Below are 12,720 nucleotides of genomic sequence, written 5' to 3'. Positions count from 1 at the left end.
GGTGGTCAAAGTATTGACTAGTCCTACCAGAACTTGGTAAAAAAGAGAATCTCCTCCTGAAAGTCCTGCGTTTTCAAAGATAGAAGGGCCATAATAAAGTACTGCGTTCACACCCATAAACTGTCCTAAAATAGCAATACACACACCGATAATAACAGCTTTGAAAATTCCAGGCTTCATCAATAAAGACCATTCCGATTTTGTTTCAGAGGTCAGCACAGATTTCGTTTCATTTAATTGACTTTTCGCTTCTGTAATTGAATTATATATTTTCTCTAATATATTTACAGCTTTCAATTCCTTTCCACGTACGATTAACCAGCGGGGACTTTCCGGAATAAAAAATATGATAATGAAGAATAAGATTGCCGGCAATGTTTCCATACCCAACATACCTCTCCATACTTCAGTTATAAATATTTTATTCAACCAATCCACACTTAATTGCGTACCACTCTCCGCCCATGCCAATAATTGATAGTTAACTAAATAAGCTCCCAGAAAACCAACCGTTACAGCTAACTGATACAATGATACCAAGCGTCCTCTATACTGCGCTACAGCTAGTTCTGATATATAAAGAGGAGAAACAATGGACACAACCCCTATTCCTACTCCACCTATAATCCGATAAACTACCAACTGGGCAAAATCAGCTGATAGAGCACATCCTAGAGCTGATGTGGAAAACAACACAGCTGAAATAACCATCGTAAGTTTCCTTCCTAACTTATCGCTTAAGATTCCAGCAAAAAGAACACCTACGATAGAGCCTACCAAAGCACATCCTACATACCACCCCTGTTGTAGTGCATCTAATTGAAAAAGTTGAGTCACTTGGGCAATTGTTCCTGATATAACTGCGGTATCATATCCGAACAAGAAGCCTCCTAATGCTGCCACAACAGAAAGGAATATAAGATAACCAAAATTGATTGTAGACTTCATAACATTTATTTTATTTCAAAATATTCTTTATATCTGTCATATAAATGACCAGCTTGCAGATAGGCTGATTGCGGACTCATAAAATGAGAAAATTCAAAAGTAATAGCCTTATCATATCCGGCACGTTTGGCTGCTTCCAACTTCATCCGAAGTTTATCAAACTTAATGGGTAGAAAACGAATAGGCATATCACGGTCAAAAGATTCGGCATTTGTCCAACATTGCATACCATACTTATCTGCTAATTTTTTATTGACAGAAAAGAAAGCATCCAATTCATCATAATCAATATGCCCATCTTGAAATGCACATGCATCTACCACATCATGAATTCCATCAAAAATTTCATCCCATTCTTTTTCGTGTTGTTGTACAGAAACGGCATCTTCTTTAGTCATTTTTGTCGTTCCCATGATTGCTTTTTTTCCATCAATCCAAGGCGATATAAAAGTCGGTAATCCATTAGATATATCCTTACATTGTTTTCCTAATGCATGGAAAGCACCAATCGCTCCTTTCGTTGCCCGGCTTATTTCACCACTGATATACCATCCTCCAAAACTTTTATACTTGGAACCATAATTTTCCCAAACTTCATCAATTACATATTTGTTATCTTCCACTTCCCAGGTCATATCTCCTGTGTCCCAGTATTTACCCGAATCGTATAGTCCAAAATAGAATTTCATTCCATACTTTTCAGCTAAACGTAAAAACATATCCACCAAGTCAACGGAAGGCATATAACAACCTTTCTTCAATAAATAAGGAGAAGGAAAAGTGATAAATTTACGATAACCAGAACGGATCATTATTACCGTATCAATTCCTATATTTTTCATGTGCTGAAAATCCAAGTCCCATTCTTTCTCACCCCAGTTCTGATGTGGAATATCATGTGATATTTCATCCAAAAAAGTTCCGGTAATTTTTAAGCCATTGTTTTTAGGAACAATGAGTTTACTTTCCAAACCATCAGTTGCCACTACTGTACTGGCACTAGCTTTTGAAGTACAAGATTCAAACAAAGTTGGTACAGTCAAAGCCGATGCGCTAGCCAATGTGGCTTTTTTTAGAAAATCTCTTCGATCTAATGTTTTCATATTAGTTTAATTAAAACAGCAGTTAACACTTATATTATTATTACCTATTGAATATATTGTCCTATAATATCTACTTTTTTATTATTGAAAGGATCTAATATCTGATCAATCAAAATTGCCATTTCACTTCTCAAAATATTTCGATTCATATCAAAATCTTTCAAATCAAATTTATCCCAGATCTCTTCTACCCTACCCTCTTTCATCTCAATACCTTCTTTTTCTGCAATCTCTCCTACTAGTTCTGTAGCTTTCTGAATTGATATGGTATTATTACCTTCGAATACTTGCTTATTGACAAAAGGATAAACATCACCCAATCCTTTCAACTCATTTGCCAATAATAATGTATCCGCTCTGAACCACATTTGATTTGACCAGTCAACACTTTTACCTATACCTTTTAATATACCTGTAGAGCCGATACGTTGTAGTGACTTAAACATTGGGTGATCTAACTCAACATCTAAATAAGGCAATAAATATCCTTTTCCATCCAAAATCGCATTTTGTACTTCCCGAACAGATACTTCTCTTATATTTTTACCTTCTTTCACCGCAAGAGCTGCTAATGCTCCCGCTGCCTGCCCGATCTGCATAACCATCGGCTGCAAACGAGTGGTACCATTAATTATATTAGAAACAGATATTGATTTTTCAGCAACAATCAATCCTTCAACATCTTTCGGAATCAAAGTTCCTAAAGGTAAACCGTATGACGGTATCGGATGAAAATAAAGATTAGGCAACTCTTCATATCCATGATAACGCGTATGATGATGGTCCACAGGATAATTCCCCACGGCAATACAAGTACGATAAAGAGGTTGAGACTGCCTAAACGGTTCACAAGCATGATTTAAATCAAAACGTACTAGTCCATGGATTCTCCTAGACTCTCTATGGTAAGGAATAAATGGTAATTTGTCGGCTGTAGGATATTCATCATCAGCTAAGCCCAATGTATTAAAACCTAATTCATGTTGCAGAAAATAAACGAAACACATCGTATAATGTTTTGCATATTTCAAGGCTTCTTCACGTTCCTCACGGGTCATTTCAATCAAGTTTACATAATAATCATTGCCTTCTATCGGCCAATTAATCATGTATTTATTATTAGGAAGCTTTCCATAAGTTATCATCATGTCTTTAGACCATACACGATCCGGTTCTTTAGGCGTGATACAAACGTGACTGGCACAAGCACAAGCAAATTCATCTTTATTATATCCTTCAGGACAAGGAATAGTCACATCTTTACCATAATCTTTCAAGATTGCTACGTATGTAATATCCTGAACTATATTATTTTTCTCTTCCGGAGCAATATCTTCTTTAGTATCATGACGGCTTTCCATACCGACATCATATTTCACCCCGCACATTTTTGCTATATCCCCCAATTCAGTACCATCAATCAATATTTTAGCATGTATTTTTTTAATTGTATTATCTTTCATCTGAATTTGAGCAATCCAAGCATCATTCTCTCTTTCCAGCTTTACCAAAGTAGCATTATGCCATACTTTTAAATTTTTCTCCGCGTCAACCATTTCATGGAAAATTTTATTTCCGACTGAAGGTTCAAACAACACTGCACTCACCCAACCGGTTTTTAGAGAATCAAGCCCTCCATAATAATCTGCCAAATGTCCGCGAAACTCACCAAACAAGCCTGCCGGTAAATCATAGTTTCCGTCAACAGCACTTACACCTGCAGATGTAAGCATTCCACCCAGCCATTCTGTTTCTTCTACTATCAATGTTGCAGCCCCCATTCGAGCAGACTGAATACCAGCAGTCACTCCACTAGCGCCTCCACCAATAATTAGCACATCAACAGAATCATCTGAATGAGAGCATGCCGTAAAACACAAAGCAAATAATAAACACAGACCTAAAAAATAGTTTCTCATACTAAATTCATTTAAGGATATAGAGTTTTATTAATAATATCACGGCACAAATATAGCTATATTTATTAAATAAACAATAGATAATAAAATATTTTATTAATAAAATCGTTATTCCTCGCATTATTAATTAATAGAAGGGGGAATTACCTCACAAATCGTCTTATTTCATTTATTATATCCACAATCGTCCATAGCTACATTATCCTATATATAAATCCATTACATAGTATATAGGGAATATAACATTCAAGATATTCTAATTTTCAAGGCCTCAAAACCACGTATTAATAAAAAAATTAATTATCTTTGTGTGAATTACCAAATATACATAGTTATGAACCAACAATTCTTGAAAGAAATAGAAAAAGGCTCTAAAAGTGCTCTTGTCAAAAAGAGGATTATTACACATTATATATATAATGGAAGTTCTACAATTCCCGATCTTTCAAAAGAGCTGGATTTAAGTGTACCGACTGTCACCAAATTTATCGGTGAAATGTGTGATGACGGATATATTAATGATTATGGCAAATTGGAAACTAGTGGCGGACGCCATCCCAACCTCTATGGGCTTAATCCGGAATCCGGTTACTTTTTGGGTGTAGACATCAAAAGATTCGCCGTCAATATCGGACTGATAAATTTCAAAGGCGATATGGTAGAATTGAAAATGAATATACCTTATAAGTTTGAGAACTCAATCGAAGGGATGAATGAGTTATGCAAGCATATTCTCAATTTTATAAAGAAACTCACTATTAATAAAGAGAAGATCTTAAATATTAATGTAAATGTGTCGGGGCGTGTAAATCCTGAATCAGGGTATAGCTTCAGCCAATTCAATTTTGAGGAAAGGCCGTTGGCGGATGTATTATCCGAAAAATTGGGATATAAAGTAACCATTGATAATGACACGCGTGCCATGACTTATGGCGAATATATGCAAGGCTGCGTAAAAGGAGAAAAGGATATCATTTTTGTAAATGTAAGCTGGGGAGTAGGTATCGGAATTATTATTGATGGTAAGATTTATACCGGGAAATCCGGATTCTCCGGTGAATTTGGACACATGAGTGCTTATGATAATGAGATAATCTGCCATTGCGGAAAAAAAGGTTGCTTGGAGACGGAAGCTTCCGGATCGGCACTTCATCGTATCTTATTAGAGCGTATTCAAAGTGGGGAAAGTTCCATTCTATCTACACGAATCGCCACAGAGGAAAACCCGATCACTCTTGATGAGATCATTGCCGCTGTGAATAAAGAAGACCTGCTTTGCATTGAAATTGTAGAAGAAATCGGGCAGAAACTAGGCAAACAGATTGCCGGGCTAATCAACATCTTCAACCCAGAACTGGTCATTATAGGTGGAACTTTATCTTTAACCGGTGATTATATCACCCAGCCCATAAAAACAGCCGTACGCAAGTACTCTCTAAATCTGGTTAATAAAGATTCAGCCATCATCACATCTAAGCTGAAAGACAAAGCTGGCATCGTTGGCGCTTGTATGCTCGCACGCAGCAGAATGTTTGAAAGCTAGTTTTATCTTCTACGCTGGGAGAAAAAGTTATCTATAAAGCGAACGATATAGACTACGGCTACTCCGGCAACCACTAAAACAATAATACGACTCAACATAGATTACATTTTTATATTTCACATCTATTACATACGCAGGATTTCCCTTTTAAAATAAGAATAGGGAATCCTGTAAAAATTAGAACGCTGATTATTAATTAATAATCAGCGTTCTAATTTGAGAGCCGCTAGCCAGACTTGAACTGGCGACCTACGCGTTACGAATGCGTTGCTCTACCAACTGAGCTATAGCGGCGTTTGTCTCTCGTTTACGGCGTGCAAAATTACAGCTTTATTTGAGAAAACAAAAAGAATCCGATTATTTTTTGAGCATAATTTTTAAATCAACTTTTGTTGACGCAATCTAGAACTTTTCTTTGCGTTCAAATTTTCCGTCCTCGGTATAGTACTTCCATGTACCCTTCGGTTTATTATTTGCATACTTTCCACGAAGCTTCAATGTCCCATCCTCATAATATTCACGGTAACGACCGTGACGTTTTCCTTCCTTTACTTCCGCTTCACTCTTCAACGCTCCCTCCGGATAAAACTCCCTCAAAACGTTTCCTTCAAACTTTTCGACATAGAAACGCTTCAATTCGCTCATCTGTTCTTTTTCAGTTTCAGCATCTTCGTTCATTTCCTCATCATCTTCATCGGCAGCAATGGCAACAACCTCCTCCGGTTGATATGGACTGTAATCCATCACATATTGCAAAGAAGCTGACCGTCCATCTCCTATAACCTGCATAGTCCAGTAAGGAAACGAATACAGAATATCTTTATTGGATTGTATTTCATTCCATGTGGCAGGATTCATCATAGGTTTCAGTTGGGAATAAAACTTGTGCACATCCGTATATAAGAAAATGGTAGAACTCGACTTTAAATAGGAAAGCGCATTTTCAAATCCCGGATTATTTTTCAATAAATTCTTCTGCTCGTAATCTTCCACAAAAGAGAGCAAAGACGCAGCCTTATTACTAAAAACTACATAATCATCGACATAAGTATAATATGGCTTTTCAAATTTATCAAATAGTTTTCCAAAGAACAGGCGGAAAAAGCCTTTCATTTCGACGTAATTAATCTCGAAATCTTTATAATTGACCGTCTTTATCTTAACCGGACTGCGCCGCTTAATCTTCTTTTCTATTAATTCCATGTTCTTACGGGCATCTTTTATACTTTTAGCTCTGATAGCCAGAATTAGTTCTGGGTCATGTCCCAACAACCCCGGTTCGGATTGCGTAATAGCAAATTCCCCCGACATCCAACTCAAAAAGTTTTCTTCCAAAGATATCCCGAATAGCCCTTCAATCTTTTTCCGGGAACTTTGATAAGAATCATACAAGTGTTTATTATGAACCGACATTGCATTCTCCAGCTCTTTTACAAAAGTTACCGGGTTGTTGAAACCTATATTGGTATAAAGAGCCGTCCGCCCGGACAGAATCTCATGCGCTTTCATTTTATGTTTTCCCGAATTCAACAAAGCAGTGACATAAGGATCGGCAGAATCTTTTCTCAACGTATACCCTTTCACTTCCATCCGCTCCTTATCCGTATTTAGGTAAAGTCCGGCAAAATTCATAGAATTGCTAAACAGATCAATGTATTCGTTTCTTGCCCCCAGATAAATAGACATGAATTGAGGTACGCGCGCATAATTAATAAAGACTCTGACAAGCCCCTTGCCGGAAACCAACTTCTCCGTTTCAATAAAAGACTGGTCGAGTCCGATTTTGGGTTTATTACGCGAATCAATAGCCGATTCGACAAGCCCGGACGTATAAGATCCTACCAAATGATTATCCACAAAAGCAATATAGAAAATATCCCTTGTTTCGGAATCACGCATTTCAAGGATATTAATGCCGTTATGTATCCGGTTGGTGACAGTAAAGCCACTCATGACTAATACGGTTTCCACCTGATCTTTCAATAAATCCATTTTCGATGTTTTCTGCATATCCAGAATCAGCAGAAAATCCCACTTTGTGGCACGAGTCTTGTGAAGCGAAATAAGCATATCCCGCTCACCAACAAGCGACAACAACACTTTATTGCTTTTGACTACCGAATCGAGCTTCTCTACACTCTCCGTTACTTCCTCGAAAGATTTCGCTTTCTTCAGACATTGCCATGTTTCACTTCCACTAAACTTTTCCCAATCTTCAATCGGGGCCGATGATTGAATGATAAACGCAGCATCTTCGGGAACCAGATAGATTTGCTGAATATTACGATCAGGTGAAACAAATAAATAAACTACGGAATATACAACATATACCGCCAAAGCTAATGCAGCCACAACTAAAGTTCTCTTTACAATTTTCGAGGTACTCTTTTTCTTCTCCGGGCCTGCATATTGCTCTTCCTGCCCGCAATTTAATTCATTCATTATTGATCTGTTATAAACTTGAGTGGACAAAGATACTAAAAAAACTATTCTGAATAAAACATAAACCATTGACTCGTATCGTAAATATGTACTAACTTTACAGCATGAAAAAGAAATTCCAACTCGAAGTTCCGGGAGGAGCCGATAAAGTCTTACTTCATACCTGTTGTGCTCCTTGTTCATCAGCCATTATTGAATGTATGATGCAACATCACATCACCCCTGTTATCTATTATTGCAATCCTAATATCTATCCGCTGGAAGAGTATATGATAAGAAAAGACGAATGTACACGCTATGCCCAATCATTGGGATTGGAGATAATAGATGCTGATTACGATCATGAAAACTGGCGATGCCATATAGCAGGAATGGAGCAGGAACCCGAAAGAGGAGGACGCTGCCTACGTTGCTTTAAACTACGCTTATTGGAGACCGCCCGTTATGCACATGAACATGGCCTTTCCATAATAACCACAACGCTTGCTTCCAGTCGTTGGAAAAGTCTGGAGCAGATTAATGAAGCCGGACAATATGCCACCGCTTCATACCCAGATGTCACATACTGGGAACAGAATTGGCGGAAAGGCGGACTTAGCGAACGGCGCATCGCCATCATTAAAGAGTATAACTTCTACAACCAACAATATTGCGGTTGTGAATTCAGCATGAGAAAAGAAGAATAAAACAAACCCGCCATTACTAGCTAACCAATGAATCGAAGTAAAAAAGGTAAAAACAGAAAGCTATTCAAAAAGAAATCACATTCCAATAACAGATTAGGATGTATCATCGCCATCATTGTGCTCATTCCTATTCTTTTTGGCGTCTATTTATATTGCCAACAGATTAATACCCAGAATAATAATGAACCGCAAACCGATGTCTCCCTTCAAATTCCACTTGGCAAAGATCTGGAGACACCTGTATCACTAGTTCCCCGGCAAGAACAAATCATCCGCCATAGCGGATATACGGTATCATATAACAAAGATTTAAAAATTCCCAACTGGGTTTCTTACGAATTAACCAGGGAAGAAACCAAAGGAAAAGAAAAAAGAGGTAATCGCTTTATTGCCGATCCACTAGTGACAGGTCCGATTGCCACAAATGCCGACTATACCCGTTCAGGATACGACAAAGGACACATGGCTCCCGCAGCAGATATGAAATGGAGTCCTGAAGCCATGAAAGAATCATTTTATTTCAGCAATATGTGTCCGCAACATCCACAACTAAACAGAAGAGGATGGAAAAACCTGGAAGAAAAGATCCGGGATTGGGCTATAGCAGACAGCGCCATCATTATTATATGTGGCCCTATTATTGAAAAACATCCCAAAACAATCGGAAAGAATAAAGTTGTAGTACCTCAAAAGTTTTTTAAAGTAGTCCTTTCTCCTTTTGTCAAGCCGATGCGAGCTATCGGTTTCTTATTCAATAATGAGCAAGCAGTAGAACCTCTATCATCCTATACGGTAACAATAGATAGCATCGAGAGCCTGACTAACATGGATTTCTTCGCACCTCTGCCTGATGAGATAGAAAACAAAATAGAAGCAGATATTAATTACTCCCTGTGGCCTAATTAAGTAGCAAAACTCGTTTCTCTGAAATGAATTCATTTCCCTGTGCCAATGGCATTCTAGTTACAAACAGACTTGCACTTCAATAAAAGGGAGTTGTTGTATTACTCTCAAGGTTTCACATTGTAACGTCAAGAGATTGTCTTATTCCCACATATTGTGGGAAAGTATTCTCTTATTTTATGAGAAAACATTCCCATATATTGCGAGAAAATAGTCCCACAATATATTGGAATAATGGAACTACGCTGGAAACAAAAAGATAATTACAATGAATGCCAAGCAGCACAATAAGCAACTGAACAAATCAAGCAAGGCAAACGCAACGTGAAAGAATGGATTCATTACCGCATCGAAAGAAAACATACTTTTGATATAGTCTTCTTATGATTCATCCTAAAAAGAGAACACTCCTATCCAAATTCTTTTTATCTTTGACGAACTTTTTAAATACACCTCAAAAGATGAAGAAAAAAAAGAGAAATATTCTACTATCAATTCTAATCGGAGCATTCCTCCTTTGTACAGTTGCCGGAGGCACCTTTTATTATTATCTGTTTGCCCCCCAATTTCACCCATCTAAAACCGTATATATTTATGTAGACCGGGATGATACTGCCGATTCTATCTACCATAAAATAAAAGAATTCGGGCATGTCAATAAGTTCACCGGATTCCAGTGGATGGCAAAATACAAGGATTTCAATCAGAATATCCATACCGGTCGTTATGCCATTCGCCCCAATGACAACGTCTATCATGTATATAGCCGTTTTTCCAGAGGTTATCAGGAACCTATGAACCTTACTATCGGAAGCGTCCGGACATTAGACCGATTGGCGCGAAGCATCGGCAAGCAACTCATGATAGACTCTGCCGAAATTGCGAGCCAACTGTTCGACTCTACTTTCCAAGCGCAAATGGGATATACCAACATAACACTCCCCAGCCTTTTCATACCGGAAACCTATCAGGTATATTGGGACATGAGCGTAGACGAATTCTTCAAACGAATGAAGGACGAGCACAAACGCTTCTGGAATAAAGATCGCTTGGCACAAGCTACCGCCATCGGCATGACACCGGAAGAAGTCAGCACACTTGCTTCCATCGTTGAAGAAGAAACCAACAACAACGAAGAAAAGCCAATAGTAGCCGGATTGTATATCAACCGGTTACATCAAGATATGCCCTTACAAGCAGATCCCACCATCAAATTTGCCCTGCAGGATTTTGGTCTGCGCCGAATTACTAACGAGCATTTAAAAGTCAATTCTCCCTACAATACCTATATAAATACCGGATTACCTCCGGGGCCCATCCGTATTCCCTCTAAAAAGGGAATAGATAGCGTACTAAACTATACCAAACATAACTATATCTACATGTGTGCCAAAGAAGATTTTTCCGGTACTCACAACTTTGCCTCCAATTACGCCGACCACATGGCAAATGCAAGAAAATACTGGAAAGCCCTGAATGAAAGAAAGATTTTCAAGTAAATTTGTGATAAAACGAACGGAAAAGCCTATCTTTGCCCGATAGATTAACAAACTGTGATCAACACTAAATAAAAGAAATAGATATGAGCAAGCAACTCTTACTTGGCGATGAAGCCATTGCACAAGCTGCACTGGATGCCGGACTTTCAGGCGTTTATGCCTACCCGGGTACTCCTTCAACTGAAATTACGGAATATATTCAAATGGCCCCTATAACGACCGAACAGAATATACACAACCGTTGGTGTGCCAATGAAAAAACAGCGATGGAAGCTGCGTTGGGTATGTCTTTCGTAGGTAAACGGGCATTAGTTTGTATGAAGCACGTAGGTATGAATGTAGCTGCCGACTGTTTCGTCAACTCTGCCATCACAGGCGTGAAAGGCGGATTGATTGTGATAGCTGCAGACGATCCCAGTATGCACTCCTCGCAGAACGAACAGGACAGCCGTTTCTACGGAGATTTCTCACTGATACCGATGTACGAACCAAGCAATCAGCAGGAAGCGTATGATATGGTATACAGTGGCTTCGAATTCTCTGAAAAGCTAGGCGAACCGATCTTGATGCGTATGGTAACCCGCCTGGCACACTCCCGTTCAGGAGTAGAACGCAAAGAGCAAAAGCCGCAGAACAGCATCTCTTTCAGCGAAGATCCGCGTCAGTTCATCTTGTTGCCGGGAAATGCCCGCAAACGCTACAAAGTATTGCTTGCCCGCCAAGACGAATTTATCAAAGCTTCAGAAGAATCACCTTATAATAAATACACAGACGGTCCTAACAAAAAGTTAGGAATTATCGCTTGTGGCATCGGCTACAACTATCTGATGGAAAACTATCCTGAAGGTTGCGAATATCCGGTACTTAAAATCGGCCAGTATCCATTGCCTAAAAAGCAATTACATCAATTGATTGAATCCTGTGACGAAATCCTCGTTCTGGAAGACGGACAACCATTTGTAGAAAAACAATTGAAAGGTTATCTGGGCATCGGCGTTAAAGTAAAAGGACGCTTGGACGGTACCCTGTCACAGGATGGAGAACTAAATCCTGACTCTGTAGCCCGCGCCGTAGGTAAAGAAAATAAATCAGAATTCGGTATTCCTTCTGTCGTAGAAATGCGCCCGCCCGCACTTTGCGAAGGTTGCGGACACCGCGATATGTATATCACATTGACCGAAGTTCTGAAAGAAGAATACCCATCTCATAAAGTATTCAGCGACATCGGCTGTTACACGCTAGGCGCGAATGCTCCTTTCAATGCAATCAACTCATGCGTAGACATGGGCGCCTCCATCACGATGGCGAAAGGTGCGGCTGACGGAGGTCTTTTCCCGGCTGTAGCTGTAATCGGAGACTCCACATTCACCCATTCCGGAATGACCGGCCTATTAGATTGTGTGAACGAGAATGCCAGTATAACCATCGTCATCTCCGACAATGAAACTACCGCCATGACAGGTGGACAGGACTCTGCCGGAACCGGACGCATCGAAGCGATCTGTGCAGGTATCGGAGTAGATCCGGCTCATATCCGCGTCGTTACTCCGTTGAAGAAAAACTATGAGGAGATGAAGCAAATCATTCGCGAAGAGATCGAATATCGTGGTGTATCTGTCATTATTCCACGCAGAGAGTGTATCCAGACATTAGCACGCAAAAAAAGAAGTAAGTAAG

Annotated in this window: 9 protein-coding genes and 1 tRNA gene; 5 read left to right on the top strand and 5 right to left on the bottom strand. The window is 39.1% G+C overall.

Annotated elements, in window-relative coordinates:
- The 3 genes from DXA54_RS19440 to DXA54_RS19430 form a co-directional block, all read right to left on the bottom strand.
- Positions 1-948: MFS transporter (locus DXA54_RS19440; RefSeq protein WP_120080445.1), on the bottom strand; the 948-nt coding region annotated here is incomplete at its 3' end.
- Between the two features lie 5 nt (positions 949-953).
- Positions 954-2,051 carry a DUF4434 domain-containing protein gene (locus DXA54_RS19435; protein WP_120080443.1) on the bottom strand — a complete coding sequence of 366 codons (1,098 nt, stop codon included), beginning with the start codon at positions 2,049-2,051 and terminating at the stop codon, positions 954-956.
- 44 nt (positions 2,052-2,095) lie between these two features.
- Entirely contained in the window at positions 2,096-3,970 is a 1,875-nt protein-coding gene (locus DXA54_RS19430) for an FAD-dependent oxidoreductase (RefSeq protein ID WP_120080441.1), read from the bottom strand.
- 334 nt (positions 3,971-4,304) lie between these two features.
- On the opposite strand from DXA54_RS19430, the gene DXA54_RS19425 reads away from it, so the two are divergent.
- Positions 4,305-5,513, top strand: coding sequence for an ROK family transcriptional regulator (locus DXA54_RS19425; protein WP_004307234.1), 1,209 nt, complete (start codon positions 4,305-4,307; stop codon positions 5,511-5,513).
- Between the two features lie 221 nt (positions 5,514-5,734).
- On the opposite strand, the gene DXA54_RS19420 is transcribed toward DXA54_RS19425, so the two are convergent.
- Positions 5,735-5,807: transfer RNA gene (locus tag DXA54_RS19420), tRNA-Thr, on the bottom strand.
- Between the two features lie 108 nt (positions 5,808-5,915).
- Positions 5,916-7,955, bottom strand: a complete 2,040-nt coding sequence (locus DXA54_RS19415) for a DUF3352 domain-containing protein (protein ID WP_120080439.1) — start codon at positions 7,953-7,955, stop codon at positions 5,916-5,918.
- A 104-nt stretch (positions 7,956-8,059) separates the two neighbouring features.
- Between DXA54_RS19415 and DXA54_RS19410 the strand changes: the two genes are divergently transcribed.
- The 4 genes from DXA54_RS19410 (at position 8,060) to DXA54_RS19395 (ending at position 12,719) form a co-directional block, all read left to right on the top strand.
- The gene (locus tag DXA54_RS19410) at positions 8,060-8,641 is read left to right on the top strand and encodes an epoxyqueuosine reductase QueH (protein ID WP_004307237.1); all 582 of its coding nucleotides are present in this window, start codon (positions 8,060-8,062) and stop codon (positions 8,639-8,641) included.
- 27 nt (positions 8,642-8,668) lie between these two features.
- Positions 8,669-9,547 carry a DNA/RNA non-specific endonuclease gene (locus DXA54_RS19405; RefSeq protein WP_118418589.1) on the top strand — a complete coding sequence of 293 codons (879 nt, stop codon included), beginning with the start codon at positions 8,669-8,671 and terminating at the stop codon, positions 9,545-9,547.
- A 458-nt stretch (positions 9,548-10,005) separates the two neighbouring features.
- The gene (mltG, locus tag DXA54_RS19400) at positions 10,006-11,043 is read left to right on the top strand and encodes an endolytic transglycosylase MltG (protein ID WP_004307239.1); all 1,038 of its coding nucleotides are present in this window, start codon (positions 10,006-10,008) and stop codon (positions 11,041-11,043) included.
- A gap of 83 nt (positions 11,044-11,126) precedes the next feature.
- Positions 11,127-12,719 (top strand): thiamine pyrophosphate-dependent enzyme, encoded by a 1,593-nt coding sequence (locus DXA54_RS19395; protein ID WP_115484855.1) that lies wholly within the window; start codon positions 11,127-11,129, stop codon positions 12,717-12,719.
- Position 12,720: the final 1 nt, after the last annotated feature.

This window comes from Bacteroides sp. OF03-11BH (assembly GCF_003604005.1).
Lineage (GTDB): Bacteria > Bacteroidota > Bacteroidia > Bacteroidales > Bacteroidaceae > Bacteroides > Bacteroides ovatus.
The sequence above is the reverse complement of the archived record's forward strand: the minus strand, read 5'-3'. Positions and strand labels throughout refer to the sequence as shown.

Bases quoted from the DNA above. Each gene is read 5' to 3' on its own strand.
- DXA54_RS19395 (WP_115484855.1), top strand. From the start codon at position 11,127: ATGAGCAAGCAACTCTTACTTGGCGATGAAGCCATTGCACAAGCTGCA.
- mltG (WP_004307239.1), top strand. From the start codon at position 10,006: ATGAAGAAAAAAAAGAGAAATATTCTACTATCAATTCTAATCGGAGCA.
- DXA54_RS19410 (WP_004307237.1), top strand. From the start codon at position 8,060: ATGAAAAAGAAATTCCAACTCGAAGTTCCGGGAGGAGCCGATAAAGTC.
- DXA54_RS19425 (WP_004307234.1), top strand. From the start codon at position 4,305: ATGAACCAACAATTCTTGAAAGAAATAGAAAAAGGCTCTAAAAGTGCT.
- DXA54_RS19405 (WP_118418589.1), top strand. From the start codon at position 8,669: ATGAATCGAAGTAAAAAAGGTAAAAACAGAAAGCTATTCAAAAAGAAA.
- DXA54_RS19435 (WP_120080443.1), bottom strand. From the start codon at position 2,051: ATGAAAACATTAGATCGAAGAGATTTTCTAAAAAAAGCCACATTGGCT.
- DXA54_RS19415 (WP_120080439.1), bottom strand. From the start codon at position 7,955: ATGAATGAATTAAATTGCGGGCAGGAAGAGCAATATGCAGGCCCGGAG.
- DXA54_RS19430 (WP_120080441.1), bottom strand. From the start codon at position 3,970: ATGAGAAACTATTTTTTAGGTCTGTGTTTATTATTTGCTTTGTGTTTT.